The organism is Stutzerimonas degradans, from assembly GCF_024448505.1.
GTDB lineage: Bacteria > Pseudomonadota > Gammaproteobacteria > Pseudomonadales > Pseudomonadaceae > Stutzerimonas > Stutzerimonas degradans.
Genome location: NZ_JAMOHV010000007.1, coordinates 76654 through 94586, shown reverse-complemented (window position 1 = coordinate 94586; position 17933 = coordinate 76654). Strand labels below are relative to the sequence as shown.

Here is a 17933-nt window from a genome sequence, read left to right as displayed (position 1 = left end):
TGCTTGAATTCGCCACCGCGCTTCACCTTATCGGCGGTGCAGACAAGACCAACGCCTGGGAGGGACGGATGGCCATCGATCGCGAGTCCATCAGCAGCAACGCCGCGATTGCCGGCCATCCGTTGCATCCGATGATGATCCACTTTCCGGTTGCTGCCCTGCTTGGTCTGGTGCCGGTCGATCTCGCCTTCCTGTGGACGCTCGATCCGTTCTGGTCGCGTGCCGGCCTCTGGCTGGCCGGCGTCGGCGCCATCGGTGGCTGGCTGGCGAGTATCGCCGGGGTGGTCGATTTGCTCAGCGTGGCTCAGATACGCCGCAAGGTCACTGCCTGGTGCCACGCGATCCTTGCCGTGATGATGCTCTCGCTGGCGTCGCTGAACTGGCTGCTGCGCTACAAGGGCATCGATGGCGGCGACAGCGATGCGCTGTGGGGGCTGTTCCTCTCGCTGCTGACGGCCGTGCTCATTTCGCTGGCCGCGTTTCTCGGCGGAAGGCTGGTGTACGAGCATGCCGTGGGCGTCGAGCTCGATAGCTAGGATCGTTTCGGGCGACGCCGGTTTAGCGGTCATGCGGACGGTCATTCCTCGGTCAGAACGGTTTGGCCAGCACCAGCCAGAGCGTGATGACGATCAGCAGCGGTACCAGCACGCCGATGGCCAGGCACTGGCGTGTCACGCTGCGCTCGGGCGCGCGTTCCACGCGCAGCACCAGCACGCCGCATAGCGCGTGGCAGAGCGCCATCGCGGTGACCACCGTGAGTTTCATGATCAGCCAGCCAGCGAGCGTGCCGTCGCGCAGGAACAGGGCCGTACCGGAGCCGATCGCCAGCAGGGCCGCCGGGGTGCTGATCAGGGTGAAAACCAGGCGGGTGAGGTGCGCGTGGTCGCGGTAGAACAGCCGGTCGCCCGACCGCGTTCCGGCGCTAATCAGCGCCGGCAGGTACAGCAGCGACCCGCACCAGCAGAGCAGGGCTGCGAAATGCAGCAGTTTCAGCAAAGGCATGCGCATCGTCCCGCTGGTAGCGAATCTGAAGCTGTGACAGCCCGCTGCCGATGCCGTTCGGGATGATTGCTGGCGCTCCCGGCGCCGAACGGTGGGCTTAAGACTTTGCCTGAATCGCTCCGAGCGCATAGGCTGGGCACAAGGGGACAGCAAGGCAGTTGGAGACGCTCATGTCCGATTCACAGTTGGTCGACCCGTTCGGCCGGCGTATCACGTACCTCCGCTTGTCGGTGACCGATCGCTGCGATTTCCGTTGCACCTACTGCATGAGCGAGGACATGGTCTTCGCGCCGCGCGAGGAAATCCTCAGCCTGGAAGAGCTGTACGCCGTCGCCGATGCCTTCATCAGCCTGGGCGTGAAGCGCATTCGCGTGACCGGCGGCGAGCCGCTGGTGCGCAAGGGGCTGCCGACGCTGCTGGCGCGGCTCGGTGCGCGCGAGGAGTTGGAAGATCTGGCCATCACCACCAACGGCTCGCAGTTGCACGCGCTGGCCTCGACGCTGCGCGAGGCGGGCGTGAAGCGCTTGAACATCAGCCTGGATTCGCTCAAGCGCGAGCGTTTCGCCGAATTGACCCGGCGTGATCGCCTGGAGCGCGTGTTGGTCGGCATCGAGGCGGCACGCGCGGCGGGCTTCAAGCGCATCAAGCTCAATAGCGTGATTCTGAAGGGTCGCAACGACGACGAAATCATCGATCTGGTGACGTTCGCCATCGACCGCGGGCTGGATATCAGCTTCATCGAGGAGATGCCGCTGGGCAGCGTGTCCAGCCACGAGCGGCACGTCACCTTCTGCTCCAGCGACGAAGTGCGCCAACGCATCGAAACGCGCTACCCGCTGGTGCGCAGCAGCCATGCCACCGGCGGGCCGTCGCGTTACTGGCAGGTGGCCGGGACGCAGACTCAGGTCGGTTTCATCTCCCCGCACAGCAACAACTTCTGCGGCAGCTGCAACCGCGTGCGGGTCACCGCCGAGGGCAAGCTGGTGCTCTGTCTGGGGCATGAGGGCGCGCTGGACCTCAAAAGCCTGATGCGTGCCCATCCGGGCGACGCCGAGCGCCTGCGCAATGCGCTGGTCGATGCGCTGCAGCTCAAGCCGGAGAAGCACCATTTCAATACCGACGATCAGGTCCAGGTGGTGCGCTTCATGAGTATGACCGGCGGCTGATCTGCCCCGGATGCGGCGCGCGACGCTCGTCCGCGCGCCGCATCAGCGTTGCGAACGGCTGCGCATCGTCCGTGCCGTGGCCGCGAAACCGCGTGATAAACTCCGCCGCCTTGCACCCACTACTCGATGCCAGGACATCCGATGCTCGCGGCGACCCTGCTCGTTTCTTCTCACGCTGACCGCCACGGACAGGCCGCATGCGACTGAAAAGCATCAAACTCGCCGGCTTCAAATCCTTCGTCGACCCCACCACGGTGAGTTTTCCCAGCAACATGTCGGCGGTGGTCGGGCCTAACGGCTGCGGCAAGTCCAACATCATCGACGCCGTGCGCTGGGTGATGGGTGAAAGCTCGGCGAAGAACCTGCGCGGCGAGTCGATGACGGACGTCATCTTCAACGGCTCCAACACCCGCAAGCCGGTGACGCAGGCCAGCATCGAGCTGATATTCGACAACTCCGACGGCAGCCTGACCGGCGAGTATGCGGCCTTCGCCGAAATCTCCATCCGCCGCCGCGTTACCCGCGACGGGCAGAACACCTACTTCCTCAACGGCACCAAATGCCGTCGGCGCGACATCACCGACATCTTTCTCGGCACCGGCCTCGGCCCGCGCAGCTATTCGATCATCGAGCAGGGAATGATCTCCAAGCTGATCGAGGCCAAGCCGGAGGACCTGCGCAACTTCATCGAGGAAGCGGCCGGCATTTCCAAGTACAAGGAGCGCCGTCGCGAGACCGAGAACCGCATCCGTCGTACTCACGAGAACCTGGCGCGCCTGACTGACCTGCGCGAGGAGCTGGAGCGCCAGCTCGAACGCTTGCACCGCCAGGCGCAATCGGCGGAAAAGTACCAGGAGTACAAGGCCGAGGAGCGCCAGCTCAAAGCGCAGCTGTCGGCCTTGCGCTGGCAGGCGCTGAACGAGCAGGTGGGGCAGCGCGAGCAGGTCATCGGCGATCAGGAGGTCGCCTTCGAGGCGCTGGTGGCCGAGCAACGCAATGCCGACGCTAGCATCGAGCGCCTGCGTGACGGTCATCATGAGCTGTCCGAACGTTTCAATCAGGTGCAGGGGCGGTTCTATTCGGTCGGTGGCGACATCGCGCGCGTCGAGCAGAGCATTCAGCACGGCCAGCAGCGCCTGCGCCAGCTGCAAGACGATTTGCGCGAGGCCGAACAGGCACGACTGGAAACCGAATCGCATCTGGGCCACGACCGCACCTTGCTGGCGACGCTCGATGAAGAACTGGCCATGCTCGAACCGGAACAGGAGCTGGCCAGCGCGGCGGCCGAGGAGTCCGCGGCTCAGCTGGAAGAAGCGGAAACCTCGATGCAGGCCTGGCAGGAGCAATGGGAGCGCTTCAACCAGCGCAGTGCCGAGCCGCGTCGGGCGGCTGAAGTACAGCAGGCCCGTATTGCCCAGCTCGAGCAGAGTCTGGAGCGGCTGGCCGAGCGCCAGCGACGGCTGGATGATGAGCGCGCCGTGCTTGCCGCTGATCCTGAGGATGCGGCGATTCTTGAACTCGGCGAGCAGCTGGCGATCGGCGAGCTCAATCTGGAGGAACTGCTTGCGGCGGGCGAACTGCTCGACGAGCAGTTGGAGCAGCAGCGCGAGCAGGTGCGGCACCTGATGCAGGCGCAGCAGCAGGCGCATGGCGAACTGCAGCGGCTCAATGGCCGGATCGCTTCACTGGAAACCCTGCAGCAGGCCGCGCTGGACCCGGGCAAAGGCGTCGCCGATTGGCTGCAGACGCAGCAACTGCAAAAGCTGCCGCGGCTGGCCGAGGGCCTGCGCGTCGAGCCGGGCTGGGAGCGGGCGGTGGAGACCGTGCTCGGTGCCGATCTGCAGGCGGTGGTGCTGGACGATTTCGCCGGGCTGAGTTTGGACGATCTGGAACAGGGCGAACTGCGCTTGGTCTGCTCGACCGATCGCGCTGCCGCGCGCTCGGGAAGCCTGCTCGATAAGGTCGAGAGCCCGCACGATCTGGCGCCGTGGCTGGCCGGCGTGCGCGCGGTGGAGTCGCTGGAGCAGGCGTTGGCCGCTCGTGCCGAGCTGGGCGAGGGCGAAAGCCTGATCAGTCGTGAAGGCTATTGGGTCGGCCGGCACTTTCTGCGCGTGCGCCGCGGCGGCGAGGCGGAGTCCGGCCTGATTGCGCGCGGCCAGGAACTGGAGCGCCTGCAGGCCGAGCGCGACGAGCGTGAGGCGAGTCTCGACGATCTGCAGCAGAGCCTGCAGCAGGCGCAGACGGACCAGCAGCGGCTCGAACAGGAGCGTGAGGTGCGACGTCGCCAGCAGCAGGACGAGGCGCGCCGGCACGGCGAGCTCAAGGCCCAGCTGTCGGCACGGCAGGCCAAGGTCGAGCAACTGGCGCTGCGACGTCGGCGCCTGGATGAGGAGCTGACCGAACAGCACGAGCAGCGCGCGCTAGAGATCGAGCAGCTGGGCGAAGCGCGGCTGCAGCTGCAGGACGCGCTGGATGCCATGTCGCAGGACACCGAGCAGCGCGAAGCGCTGCTGGCCAGTCGCGACGGCCTGCGAGAACAGCTCGATCGCATCCGTCAGGACGCGCGTCAGCACAAGGACCACGCGCACCAGCTGGCACTGCGGGTCGGCTCGCTCCGGGCGCAGCATGACTCCACCCGCCAGGCGTTGGAGCGCCTGCAGCAGCAGTTCGAGCGCACCGTCGAGCGGCGCGAACAGCTGAGCCTGAATCTGGAGGAGGGCGAGGCGCCGCTGGAAGAGCTGCGGATGAAGCTCGAAGAGCTGCTCGAGCGGCGTATGGCGGTCGAGGATGAACTCAAGCACGCGCGCCTGGCGTTGGAGGATGCCGATCGCGAACTGCGCGAGGCCGAGCGGCGCCGTACTCAGGCGGAACAGCAGGCGCAGGTGTTGCGTGGCCAGCTGGAACAGCAGCGGCTGAGCTGGCAGGAATTGAACGTCAGGCGCAAGGCGTTGCAGGATCAGTTGCACCAGGATGGCTACGACCTGCACGGCGTTCTGGCGACCTTGCCAGCCGAAGCCAGCGAGCAGGGCTGGGAAGGGGAGCTGGAACGCCTTGCTCAGCGCATCCAGCGTCTCGGTCCGATCAACCTGGCGGCGATCGACGAGTACCAGCAGCAGTCCGAGCGCAAGCGTTATCTCGATGCGCAGAACGACGATCTCGTCGAGGCGCTGGATACACTGGAGAACGTCATCCGCAAGATCGACCGGGAGACGCGCAATCGCTTCAAGGAGACCTTCGATCAGATCAATGGCGGGCTGCAGGCGCTGTTCCCGAAAGTCTTCGGCGGCGGCAACGCCTATCTGGAACTTACCGGGGAAGATTTACTCGATACCGGGGTGGCGATCATGGCGCGCCCGCCTGGCAAGAAGAACAGCACCATCCATCTGCTCTCCGGTGGCGAGAAGGCGCTGACTGCCCTGGCGCTGGTGTTCGCGATCTTCCAATTGAATCCAGCGCCGTTCTGCATGCTCGACGAAGTCGATGCGCCGCTGGATGACGCGAACGTCGGCCGTTATGCGCGACTGGTCAAGGAGATGTCGGAGAAGGTGCAGTTCATCTATATCACCCACAACAAGATCGCTATGGAAATGGCGGACCAACTCATGGGCGTGACCATGCACGAACCCGGCTGCTCGCGGCTGGTGACAGTGGATGTGGAGCAGGCGGTAGCGCTGGTGGAAGCATGAACGGGGTGAACCGTGGTACGGCAACGGCGCTTCGGCATTTCTCATTCGTCGATACAAAGAGAACGGGCGCACAGTGCAAACCTACCGTTCGTCGTGCTAGCTTAATGCACAATTTTTTATGATGCGGGCAAAGTTGACCTAAGTGGTTGAATTCCCGTCGTTATCATCGAGTTCAGAGGTAAACGGATTAATGGATATCGGTCTGCGCGAGTGGCTGATCGTCATCGGCATCATTGTCATCGCGGGCATTCTGTTCGATGGCTGGCGCCGTATGCGAGGCGGCAAGGGAAAGCTGAAATTCAAGCTGGACCGCAATTTGACTGCAAACCTGCCCGAGCTCGATGAAGATTCGAAAGAGCTGCTCGGGCCGTCCAGAGTGGTCAGCCGCACCGGCGAGCCATCGCTCGATGAAACTGACATGCCATCGATGAGTGCCCGTGAACCTGCCAAGCGGCGCGCACCAGCCGAGCCGCGCCAGGGCGATCTGCATTTTGCGGCGGATGAGCCGGTTCCGACATTGCTCGATCCGGTGCTCGATGAGGAAGACGAGGCGAACGACGAGCCGCGTGACCCGGCAACGGTGGAGGAGGTACTGGTCATCAACGTGATATGCCGCGATCCCCAGGGGTTCCGTGGTCCGGCGCTGCTGCAGAACATTCTCGAAAGCGGTCTGCGCTTCGGCGAGATGGATATCTTCCACCGCCACGAGAGCATGGCCGGCAACGGTGAGGTGCTGTTCTCGATGGCTAACGCGGTCAAGCCCGGCACTTTCGATCTGGATGATATCGATCATTTCACCACGCCGGCGGTGAGCTTCTTCCTTGGTCTACCCGGCCCGCGCCATCCGAAGCAGGCGTTCGATGTGATGGTTGCGGCTGCCCGCAAACTTTCCGCTGAGCTGAATGGCGAACTGAAGGACGATCAGCGCAGTGTCCTGACTGCTCAGACCATCGAGCACTATCGCCAGCGTATCGTCGAATTCGAACGTCGGCAGATGACGCTCAAGCGCTGAACGAGCCGTCACTCTTACTTCTCAACTGCCCGCGTCGCCTCCAGTCCGGCGCTTTGCCGTAATCCAATCGTGCGGTAGAGCGCCCGCGGCCTCTGCCCCACGACGGGGTGACTTCTCTTTATTGAGCCACTAGAATGCTTGCCCATTCTGGGGCCGGAACGCCCGGCTTATGTCTGTGCAACGAGGAAAATCCATGCAAGTTTCTGTTGAAAGCACCTCCGCTCTTGAGCGCCGCATGACCATTGGCGTGCCGGTCGAGCGCATCGAGACCGAAGTCAACAAGCGTCTGCAACAGACCGCCAGTCGTGCCAAGATCCCCGGTTTCCGCCCCGGCAAGGTGCCGATGAGCGTTATTCGTCAGCGCTACGAGGAAGCCGCTCGCCAGGAAGCCCTGGGTGACCTGATCCAGTCGACCTTCTATGAAGCCATCGTCGCCGAGAAGCTGAACCCGGCCGGCGCTCCGTCCGTCGAGCCGAAGGTGTTCGAAAAGGGCAAGGATCTCGAGTACGTCGCTACGTTCGAAGTGTTCCCGGAATTTGAAGTCGGCGGCTTCGAAGCCATCGAAGTCGAGCGTCTGCAAGCGGAAGTGGCCGATAGCGACGTCGACAACATGCTGGAAATCCTGCGCAAGCAGAACACTCGTTTCGAAAATGTCGATCGTGCGGCTGAGAACGGCGACCAGCTGAACATTGATTTCGTAGGCAAGATCGATGGCGAAGCCTTTGCTGGTGGTTCAGCCAAGGGCACCCAACTGGTCCTGGGTTCAGGTCGTATGATTCCCGGTTTCGAGGACGCTCTGATCGGCGCCAAAGCAGGTGAAGAGCGCGTGATCAATCCGACCTTCCCCGAGGATTACCAGAACCTTGATCTGGCCGGCAAGACCGCGGAGTTCACCGTCACCGTGAACAGCGTTGCGGCACCGCAGCTGCCGGAGCTGAACGATGAATTCTTCGCCCAGTTCGGCGTGCAGGAAGGTGGAGTCGAAGGCTTCCGCGCCGAAGTGAAGAAGAACATGGAGCGCGAACTGCGCCAGGCCATCAAGACCAAGGTGAAGAACCAGGTAATGGAAGGTTTGGTTGCCGGCAATCCGATCGAGGTTCCGAAAGCGCTGATCGACAACGAAGTCAATCGTTTGCGTGTGCAGGCAGTCCAGCAGTTCGGTGGCAACATCAAGCCTGACCAGCTGCCGGCAGAGCTGTTCCAGGAGCAGGCCAAGCGCCGCGTTGTTCTGGGGCTGATCGTCGCTGAAGTCGTCAAGCAGAAAGAGCTGAAGCCCGACGAGGCGCGTGTTCGCGAACTCATCGAGGAAATGGCGTCGGCCTACCAGGAGCCCGAGCAGGTTGTTGCGTGGTACTACAAGAACAACGAGCAACTGAACGAAGTCCGTTCGGTTGTACTCGAAGAACAAGTTGTAGATACTGTTCTGCAGCAGGCGAAAGTGACCGACAAATCGGTCTCTTACGAAGAAGCCATCAAGCCTGCGGAAGCTCCGCAAGCAGCCTGATCTTCAAAACGTTCGAGTGCACAAACGCAAGCCAGCCCTCGTGCTGGCTTGTGTCTTTTGAGGCATGACAAGGGAGTATCGTTGGAACATGTCCCGCAATCCTTTTATGCAAGTTCCGGACATTCAGGCCGCTGGCGGTCTGGTCCCGATGGTGATCGAACAGTCCGCACGCGGCGAGCGGGCTTATGACATCTACTCTCGCCTCCTGAAGGAGCGGGTGATCTTCATGGTTGGCCAAGTCGAGGACTACATGGCCAACCTGATCGTGGCCCAGTTGTTGTTCCTCGAGGCAGAAAATCCTGAAAAGGACATCCACCTGTATATCAACTCGCCAGGCGGTTCGGTCACTGCAGGCATGTCGATCTACGACACCATGCAGTTCATCAAACCGGATGTTTCAACGATTTGCATCGGGCAAGCCTGTTCCATGGGCGCTCTGCTGTTGACTGGCGGAGCTGCCGGCAAGCGTTACTGCCTGCCGCATTCGCGAATGATGATCCACCAGCCATTGGGCGGTTTTCAGGGGCAGGCATCAGACATCGAGATTCACGCCCGTGAGATCCTCACCATCCGCGAGCGGCTGAACAAGGTGCTTGCGCACCACACCGGTCAGCCGATGGATGTGATTGCCCGCGATACCGACCGCGACAACTTCATGAGTGGTGACGAGGCCGTCAAGTACGGGCTGATCGACCAGGTTCTGACGCAGCGCCAGCTGGCTGTCTGATCTCCACAGCCCGCGATATGCGGCTGCTCCGTGGGCTTGAAAAAGCCCACGATTGCCTTCATCTTGTGTTTCAAGCCTTCCCGATTGGATTGTTCGAATGACTGACACCCGCAACGGCGAGGATTCCGGCAAACTGCTCTATTGCTCCTTCTGTGGCAAAAGCCAGCACGAAGTGCGCAAGTTGATCGCTGGTCCCTCCGTTTTCATCTGCGACGAGTGCGTCGACCTGTGCAATGACATCATCCGCGAGGAGGTGCAGGAAGCCCAGGCGGAAAGCAGCGCGCACAAGCTGCCTGCGCCCAAGGAAATCAGCGGCATTCTTGACCAGTATGTCATTGGTCAGGAGCGCGCGAAGAAGATCCTGGCGGTAGCGGTTTACAATCACTACAAGCGTCTCAACCAGCGCGACAAAAAAGAAGAAGTCGAGCTGGGCAAGAGCAACATTCTGCTGATCGGCCCGACGGGGTCGGGTAAGACTCTGCTGGCCGAGACACTGGCTCGGTTGCTGAACGTTCCGTTTACCATCGCCGATGCTACAACCCTGACTGAAGCGGGGTACGTGGGCGAAGATGTCGAGAACATCATTCAGAAACTGCTGCAGAAGTGTGATTACGACGTCGAAAAAGCCCAAATGGGTATCGTCTATATCGACGAGATCGACAAGATTTCTCGCAAATCCGACAACCCTTCCATCACGCGCGATGTCTCGGGCGAAGGTGTGCAGCAGGCACTGCTCAAGTTGATCGAAGGCACCGTTGCCTCCGTTCCGCCTCAGGGTGGGCGCAAGCATCCGCAGCAGGAATTCCTGCAAGTGGATACGCGCAACATCCTGTTCATCTGTGGTGGGGCGTTTGCCGGTCTGGAGAAAGTCATTCAAGCGCGATCGACGCGAGGCGGTATCGGCTTTAGTGCCGAGGTGCGCAGCAAGGATCCCGGCAAGAAGATTGGCGAGGCTCTGCGTTCGGTCGAGCCGGATGATTTGGTCAAGTTCGGTCTGATTCCCGAGTTCGTGGGGCGCTTGCCTGTGATCGCTACGCTCGATGAGCTCGATGAGCCAGCACTGATCCAGATTCTCACCGAGCCCAAGAATGCGCTGACCAAGCAGTACGCCAAGCTATTCGAGCTGGAGGGCGTTGATCTGGAGTTCCGTCCGGACGCGCTCAAGGCGATCGCCAGTCGTGCGCTTGAGCGCAAGACCGGTGCACGCGGTTTGCGCTCGATTCTGGAAGGTGTATTGCTGGACACCATGTATGAAATTCCCTCGCAGAAGGATGTCAGCAAGGTCGTCATTGATGAGAGCGTGATCGAAGGTGCGTCCAAGCCGTTGTTGATCTACGAAAATAATGAGCCGCCCGCAAAGGCTGCGCCTGACGCATGATGAACAAGGGGCCTGCGGGCCCCTTCGCATTTTGGGCAGCTTGTTTTTCATCGGGCATGCCCCCATCTTGTTGCCTGGGCAACCCGCCCGTTTTCGCCGTATGGCCGTCGTAGAGCAGAATTTATGAAGACAACCATCGAATTGCCCCTTTTGCCGCTGCGCGACGTCGTGGTTTACCCGCACATGGTGATCCCGCTCTTCGTTGGCCGTGAAAAATCTATTGAAGCGCTCGAATCGGCTATGGCTGGTGACAAGCAGATTCTGCTCGTCGCACAGAAAAACCCTGCCGACGATGATCCGGCCGAAGAAGCGCTGTACCGGGTCGGTACGATCGCGACCGTGCTGCAGTTGCTGAAGCTACCCGATGGAACGGTGAAGGTTCTGGTGGAAGGTGAGCAGCGTGGCGTCATCGAACGTTTCTTCGACGTGGATGAGCATTGCCGCGTCGAGGTTCGGCTGATCGACGAAACCGAGGCGGATGCTCGTGAGGCGGAAGTCTTCATCCGCAGTCTGCTTAGTCAGTTCGAGCAGTACGTACAGATGGGCAAGAAGGTGCCGGCAGAGGTGCTGACATCCCTGACCGGCATTGATGATCCGGCGCGCCTGGTGGACACCATGGCGGCTCACATGGTGCTTAAGATCGAGCAGAAACAGGCTATTCTGGAGATCACCGACCTTGCGGCTCGCGTCGAGCACGTCCTCGCATTGCTGGATGCGGAAATCGACCTGTTGCAGGTGGAAAAGCGTATTCGTGGTCGCGTGAAGAAGCAGATGGAGCGCAGCCAGCGCGAGTACTATCTGAACGAGCAGATGAAGGCCATTCAGAAAGAGCTCGGCGACATCGATGAAGGGCACAACGAGATCGATGATCTGAAAAAGCGCATCGAGAACGCTGGTCTGAGCAAAGATGCCTACGCCAAGGCCCAGGCGGAGCTGAACAAGCTCAAGCAGATGTCACCGATGTCTGCCGAAGCCACGGTCGTGCGCACCTATATCGACTGGCTGGTAAATGTGCCCTGGAAGGCGGCCAGCAAGGTGCGCCTTGACCTGGCCAAGGCTGAAGAGGTTCTGGATGCCGACCATTACGGCTTGGATGAGGTCAAGGATCGCATCCTTGAATATCTCGCCGTGCAAAAGCGGGTCAAGAAGCTGAAGGGGCCGGTGCTATGCCTCGTCGGACCGCCCGGCGTCGGCAAGACCTCGCTGGCAGAGTCCATTGCGCGCTCGACCAATCGCAAGTTCGTGCGCATGGCCCTCGGCGGGGTTCGTGACGAGGCGGAGATTCGTGGGCATCGACGCACCTACATCGGCTCGATGCCCGGGCGGCTGATCCAGAAAATGACCAAGGTTGGTGTGCGTAACCCGCTGTTCCTACTCGATGAAATCGACAAGATGGCCAGCGATATGCGTGGCGATCCGGCCTCGGCGTTGCTGGAGGTTCTCGATCCCGAGCAGAACCACAATTTCAACGATCACTACCTTGAGGTGGATTACGATCTTTCGGATGTGATGTTCATCTGTACGGCCAACTCGATGAACATCCCTGCGCCGCTGCTCGACCGTATGGAGGTGATCCGTCTGCCGGGTTACACCGAGGACGAGAAGATCAACATTGCTACCCGCTACCTGGCGCCGAAGCAAATCCAGGCTAACGGGTTGAAGAAAGGCGAACTCAGCATTGATGAATCAGCGATTCGCGACATCATCCGCTACTACACCCGGGAAGCGGGTGTGCGGAGCCTGGAGCGACAGCTGGCCAAGGTGTGCCGTAAAGTGGTCAAGGAGCATGCGACGCAAAAAAGCTTCCATGTCGACGTGACGGCTGATTCGCTGGAGCATTTTCTTGGGGTCCGTAAGTTCCGCTACGGACTCGCGGAGCTGCAGGATCAGGTTGGACAGGTCACGGGGTTGGCCTGGACCCAGGTCGGCGGCGAGCTGCTGACCATCGAAGCGGCGGTTGTGCCGGGCAAGGGGCGGCTCACCAAGACTGGCTCGCTGGGCGAGGTGATGGGTGAATCGATCACGGCAGCCTTGACCGTGGTGCGCAGCCGTGCGCGGGCGATGGGTATTGCTCCGGATTTCCACGAGAAGCAGGACATTCACATTCACGTACCCGAGGGTGCAACTCCGAAGGACGGCCCCAGCGCTGGTATCGGCATGTGCACGGCTCTGGTTTCAGCGCTGACGCAGATCCCGGTACGGGCTGATGTCGCGATGACCGGTGAGATTACCCTCAGGGGGCAAGTGCTCGCCATCGGTGGCTTAAAGGAAAAGCTACTTGCTGCTCATCGTGGCGGGATCAAGACGGTAATCATCCCGGAAGAAAATCAGCGTGATCTGAAAGAGATTCCTGAAAATATTAAGCAGGACCTGCAGATTAAACCGGTCAAGTGGATTGACGAGGTCCTGCAAATTGCGCTGCAATACGCGCCGGAGCCCTTGCCTGATGCGGCTCCCGAGATTGTTGCAAAGGAAGATACGCGCGAGTCTGATTCCAAGGAGCGAATCAGCACGCATTAGCCGGGGAGGCTTCCTTGACATATTTTCAGGGCCCTTGTTATAAAACGGCCCTTTATGTCAGTGCCGTTCCAGCACCGCTTTGCTTACACCCGAAAATTAAAGATACGACTCAACAGAAATAAGGGGACTTAGAGTGAACAAGTCGGAACTGATCGATGCTATCGCTGCATCTGCTGATATTCCTAAAGCTGTTGCTGGCCGCGCGCTGGATGCAGTGATCGAATCCGTCACCGGTGCCCTGAAGGCTGGTGATTCCGTCGTACTGGTTGGTTTCGGTACCTTTGCTGTCAAGGAGCGCGCTGCGCGCACTGGCCGCAACCCGCAGACTGGTAAGCCGATCAACATCGCTGCCGCAAAGATTCCGGGCTTCAAGGCCGGCAAGGCTCTGAAGGACGCCGTCAACTAAGCGTCTTTTCTATCCGGCTGGCGGCTGACACATGTCACGCTGGCGAGGCGGTTGCCGACAGTTACGATCTGTGGGTTAAGCGTTGGGATTCCCAACTGCCGCAAAACTCCGAGAAGGCGCATCCCTGGATGCGCCTTTCTTTTATCCAGTTCGACCCGCGTGCTGCGCAACCCATCGCGCCGCAGACTCCTTGGGGGACGCATGCTTCAGAACATCAGGGACAACTCACAAGGCTGGATCGCCAAGACCATCATCGGAGTCATCGTCGTGCTTCTGGCACTGACGGGCTTCGACGCGATATTCAATAGCGCAGGCAATGACAACAGCGCGGCCGAGGTTAATGGCGAGAAGATTTCTCGCTACGATCTCGATCAGGCAGTGAATATGCAGCGTCGTCAGCTCGCTCAGCAGCTTGGCGGTGATTTCGATGCCTCGCTGCTGGACGATAAGCTGCTTCGTGATGCAGCTCTGAGTTCGTTGGTTGAGCGCACGTTGCTGCTTCAGGGCGCACAGAAAAACGGCTTCGACTTTTCGAGCCAAGCGCTGGATCAGTTGATCCTGCAGACACCGGAGTTTCAAGTTGACGGCGTCTTCAATGCTGCTCGCTTCGATCAGGTGATCCAGCAGATGGGCTATTCGCGCCTGCAGTTTCGCGATCTGCTCAAACAGGAGATGCTGATCGGTCAACTGCGTGCCGGCATTTCCGGTACGGGGTTCGTGACAGAGCAGCAAGTCGACAATTTCGCCCGTCTGGAAATGCAGACGCGCGATTTCTCCAGCCTAATCGTACCCGCGGACTCGAGCGCAGTTACCCCTGCCGACGATGAGATTCGCAAGTTCTACGACGCGAACGCCGAGCGTTTTCGTTCGCCCGAGCAGGTTGTTCTCGAATACGTCGAGCTGAATAAAGAAGCGTTTTTCGATCAGGTAGAGGTATCTGACGAGGCGTTGCAGGAGCTCTACCAGAAGCAGATTGCTAACCTGTCAGAGCAACGCCGGGCGGCGCACATCTTGATCGAAGGTAACGATCCCAAGGCCAAGAGTACGCTTGAGGACATCTCCAAGCGCCTGCAGGCCGGAGAGGACTTCGCAGCGCTGGCCAAGGAATTTTCGCAGGATCCGGGGTCGGCCAGCGAGGGCGGCGATCTCGGTTTTGCCGGTCGCGACGTGTATGACCCGGCTTTCGAAGAAGCCCTGTATGCGCTGCAGGAGGGCCAGGTGTCCGCTCCCGTGCAAACTGAGTTCGGTTGGCACCTGATCAAGCTACTCGGCGTCCAATCGCCGGAGATTCCGAGTTTCGACAGCATGAAGCCGGAGCTGGTGCGGGAGCTCAAGGCGCAGCAAGTCGAGCAGCGATTCGTCGAGGCGAGCAAGCAGCTGGAAGATTCGGCATTCGAAGCTTCGGACCTGGCGCAGCCAGCGCAGGAACTGGGCCTTACTGTACAGACCACGCCAGCGTTTCCGCGTGAAGGTGGAGAAGGTATCGCTGCCAACAGGCAGGTCATTCAGGCTGCGTTCAGCGACGAGGTATTGGTCGACGGCGCGAACAGCTCGGTAATCGAGCTTGACCCGAACACCACGGTTGTCGTGCGGGTCAAGCAGCACCTTGAAGCAAAAGCACTGGAGCTCGATCAGGTGCGTGACGCGATCGTGCAGCAGCTGCAACGTAGCAAAGCTGCCGAGAAAGCACGTAGCGAAGGCGAGGAGTTGCTGACGAAACTGCGCGACGGTCAGGTTGTTGAGCGGCAGTGGCAGGTCGTCGAGGCTGCTACCCGTAATCAGGAAGGTGTGCAGCCGGCCGTGTTGCAGGCTGTTTTTCGTATGCCCAAACCTGCCGCCAAGGATCAGCCGACCTATGCCGGAATGTCATTGGCCAACGGGGACTTCGTGCTGCTGCGACTCAATGGCGTGAATGAACCGGAGCAAGCGCTTTCCGATGCGGAGCGCGATAACTATCGGCGCTTCCTGGCTTCGCGGGCTGGCCAGCAGGACTTTGCCGCCTATCGCCAGAAGCTGCAGGAACAGGCCGAAATCGAACGCTACTGACACACGATCTGCAAATACAAAAAACCCGCGTTTAACGCGGGTTTTTTGTATCTCGCGAAGCGATCAGTCTTCCAGGGCGCCCATTGCGGTGGTGTTGAAACCGCCGTCGACATAGAGAATCTCGCCGCTGATACCCGAGGCTAGATCCGAGCAGAGGAAGGCGCCGGCGTTGCCGACTTCCTCGATGGTCACGTTGCGACGCAGCGGGGTCTGCTTCTCGTTGGCGGCGAGCATCTTGCGGAAGCTGGCGATGCCACTCGCAGCGAGGGTGCGGATGGGGCCTGCGGAGACGCAGTTCACGCGGGTGCCTTCCGGGCCGAGGCTGGTGGCCAGGTAGCGCACGCCCGCTTCCAGCGAGGCCTTGGCCATGCCCATCACGTTGTAGTTGGGCATAGTGCGCTCGGCGCCCAGGTAGGAAAGGGTCAGCAGGCTGCCGTTACGGCCTTTCATCATTTCGCGACCCGCCTTGGCCAGTGCCACGAAGCTGTAGGCGCTGATGTCGTGGGCAATCTTGAAGCCTTCGCGGGTGGTGACTTCGGTGAAATCGCCATTGAGCTGGTCGCCTGGGGCGAAGCCGACGGAGTGGACGATGCAGTCCAGGCCATCCCACTTCTTGCTCAGCTCCTCGAATACCTTGGCGATATCCGCGTCGTTGGCGACGTCGCAGGGGAAGCACATCTCGGCGCTGGAGCCCCAGCCGGCGGCGAACTCCTCGACGCGACCCTTGAGCTTGTCGTTCTGATAAGTGAACGCCAGTTCGGCGCCTTCACGGTGCATGGCGGCGGCGATGCCCGAGGCGATCGACAGTTTGCTGGCAACGCCGACGATCAGTACGCGCTTACCGGTGAGAAAACCCATGTGCTTGTCCCTCTTCTGGTTGTTCGGCAGTGCCGGGCGCCATGAAGGCGGATTCCAGCAACTGCTGTGTATATGGATGTTGCGGTGCAGCAAAAATATCGGCGGCGGCACCTTGTTCCACCACCTGACCTTGCTTGACCACCATCATCTGGTGGCTCAGCGCCCTGACTACCGCCAAATCATGGCTGATGAACAGGTAGGTCAGGTTGTACTTGGCCTGCAACGAGCGCAGGAGCTCAACCACTTGGCGTTGCACCGTTCGATCGAGCGCCGAGGTGGGCTCGTCGAGCAGTATCAGCGCCGGTTTCAATACCAGAGCCCGGGCAATGGCAATACGTTGCCGCTGCCCGCCGGAAAACTCATGCGGGTAGCGATGCCGGGTTTCCGGATCCAGGCCTACCTCCCGCAGTGCATCGATGATCACCTGCTCCTGCTCGGCCGCACTGCCCATGCGGTGGATGCGCAATCCTTCGCCGATGATCTGGCCCACTGACATGCGTGGACTCAGACTGCCGAACGGATCCTGGAATACCACCTGCATCTGCCGTCGCAGCGGGCGAATTTCACGCTGCGAAAGCAACTGCAGATCGCGTTGCTGGAAACGAACGGCTCCGCGACTGCCGATCAGACGGAGGATAGCCAGACCCAGCGTCGACTTGCCGGAACCGCTTTCACCGACAATGCCCAGTGTCTGCCCCTTCGGCAGGCTGAAACTGACGCCATCCACGGCTTTCACATGGTCCACGGTGCGCCGCAGCAAGCCCTTCTTGATTGGAAACCAGACGCGCAGGTCGTCGACTTCCAGCAGTGGCTCTGCCGCCTCGACCGCCAGCGGACTGCCGCTAGGCTCTGCCGCCAGCAGTTCGCGGGTGTATGGATGCTGCGGCGAGCGAAACAGCTCTTCACACGATGCCTGTTCGACGACACAACCGCGCTGCATGACACATACGCGATGCGCCACGCGCCGCACGAGATTGAGATCGTGACTGATCAGCAGCATGGCCATGCCCAGGCGGTTCTGCAGGTCGCGCAGCAGCTCCAGGATCTTCAGCTGAACAGTGACGTCCAGCGCGGTGGTCGGCTCGTCCGCGATCAGCAGTTCCGGCTCGTTAGCCAGCGCCATCGCGATCATCACGCGCTGCCGTTGCCCGCCGGAAAGTTCGTGCGGATAGGCACGGATGCGCTCGCGCGGATCGGGAATGCCTACCAGCTCGAGCAGCTCCAGGGTCCGAGCGGTAGCGGCCTTGCCGCGCAGACCCTTATGGATTTCCAGCACTTCGTTGATCTGCCTGCCGACCGTATGCAGCGGGTTGAGCGACGTCATCGGCTCCTGGAACACCATCGCAATGCGATTGCCGCGAATGCCGCGCATACGCTTCTCGTCGGCCTGCAGCAGGTCTTCGCCGCCATAGAGAATCCGCCCCGCTGGGTGGCGCGCCAGCGGGTAGGGCAGCAGGCGCAAAATCGAATGTGCGGTGACCGATTTGCCCGAGCCGCTTTCACCGACTAACGCGAGTGTCTCGCCCCGGCGGATATCGAAGCTGACGCCCTCGACTACACGCTGGGCCTGGCTGCCGTGGGTGAACTCGACGGCGAGTTCGCGTACTTCAATCAGATTCTCAGCCATC

At 60.8% G+C, this 17933-nt stretch carries 13 protein-coding genes; 10 read left to right on the top strand and 3 right to left on the bottom strand.

Features of this window, described 5'->3' with window-relative positions:
- Positions 1–68 precede the first annotated feature (68 nt).
- Positions 69–536 (top strand): DUF2231 domain-containing protein, encoded by a 468-nt coding sequence (locus tag NAV27_RS11295; protein ID WP_102828337.1) that lies wholly within the window; start codon positions 69–71, stop codon positions 534–536.
- 52 nt (positions 537–588) lie between these two features.
- Here NAV27_RS11295 and NAV27_RS11290 read toward each other — a convergent pair whose 3' ends face one another.
- Positions 589–1002 carry a CopD family protein gene (locus tag NAV27_RS11290; RefSeq protein WP_102828661.1) on the bottom strand — a complete coding sequence of 138 codons (414 nt, stop codon included), beginning with the start codon at positions 1000–1002 and terminating at the stop codon, positions 589–591.
- A 170-nt stretch (positions 1003–1172) separates the two neighbouring features.
- Here NAV27_RS11290 and moaA point away from each other — a divergent pair, with 170 nt between their 5' ends.
- The 9 genes from moaA to NAV27_RS11245 all read left to right on the top strand — a co-directional run bounded on the left by moaA (position 1173) and on the right by NAV27_RS11245 (position 15447).
- Entirely contained in the window at positions 1173–2168 is a 996-nt protein-coding gene (gene moaA, locus NAV27_RS11285) for a GTP 3',8-cyclase MoaA (RefSeq protein WP_008567902.1), read from the top strand.
- A gap of 197 nt (positions 2169–2365) precedes the next feature.
- Positions 2366–5854, top strand: a complete 3489-nt coding sequence (smc, locus tag NAV27_RS11280; RefSeq protein ID WP_102828338.1) for a chromosome segregation protein SMC — start codon at positions 2366–2368, stop codon at positions 5852–5854.
- 190 nt (positions 5855–6044) lie between these two features.
- Entirely contained in the window at positions 6045–6866 is an 822-nt protein-coding gene (gene zipA, locus NAV27_RS11275) for a cell division protein ZipA (protein WP_102828339.1), read from the top strand.
- Positions 6867–7059: 193 nt separating this feature from the next.
- Positions 7060–8370, top strand: coding sequence for a trigger factor (gene tig / locus NAV27_RS11270; RefSeq protein WP_102828340.1), 1311 nt, complete (start codon positions 7060–7062; stop codon positions 8368–8370).
- Between the two features lie 88 nt (positions 8371–8458).
- A complete protein-coding gene (gene clpP, locus NAV27_RS11265) occupies positions 8459–9097 on the top strand; it encodes an ATP-dependent Clp endopeptidase proteolytic subunit ClpP (protein ID WP_037019733.1) in 639 nt (212 codons plus the stop codon).
- A gap of 97 nt (positions 9098–9194) precedes the next feature.
- A complete protein-coding gene (clpX, locus tag NAV27_RS11260) occupies positions 9195–10475 on the top strand; it encodes an ATP-dependent Clp protease ATP-binding subunit ClpX (RefSeq protein ID WP_008567895.1) in 1281 nt (426 codons plus the stop codon).
- Positions 10476–10598: 123 nt separating this feature from the next.
- Positions 10599–12995, top strand: a complete 2397-nt coding sequence (gene lon, locus NAV27_RS11255) for an endopeptidase La (RefSeq protein ID WP_102828341.1) — start codon at positions 10599–10601, stop codon at positions 12993–12995.
- 133 nt (positions 12996–13128) lie between these two features.
- Entirely contained in the window at positions 13129–13401 is a 273-nt protein-coding gene (gene hupB / locus NAV27_RS11250) for a nucleoid-associated protein HU-beta (RefSeq protein WP_003282502.1), read from the top strand.
- A 201-nt stretch (positions 13402–13602) separates the two neighbouring features.
- Positions 13603–15447: a SurA N-terminal domain-containing protein gene (locus NAV27_RS11245; RefSeq protein WP_102828342.1), complete on the top strand. Its 1845-nt coding sequence runs from the start codon at positions 13603–13605 to the stop codon at positions 15445–15447.
- Positions 15448–15510: 63 nt separating this feature from the next.
- Here the strand turns inward: NAV27_RS11245 and fabI are convergent, their stop codons facing one another.
- Together fabI and NAV27_RS11235 are read right to left on the bottom strand one after the other, a co-directional pair.
- On the bottom strand, positions 15511–16305 hold the full coding sequence (gene fabI, locus NAV27_RS11240) for an enoyl-ACP reductase FabI (protein ID WP_102828343.1): 795 nt from the start codon (positions 16303–16305) through the stop codon (positions 15511–15513).
- Positions 16286–17932, bottom strand: coding sequence for an ABC transporter ATP-binding protein (locus NAV27_RS11235; protein ID WP_102828344.1), 1647 nt, complete (start codon positions 17930–17932; stop codon positions 16286–16288). Before NAV27_RS11235 ends, fabI begins: the two co-directional genes overlap by 20 nt.
- Between the last annotated feature and the right edge of the window lies 1 nt (position 17933).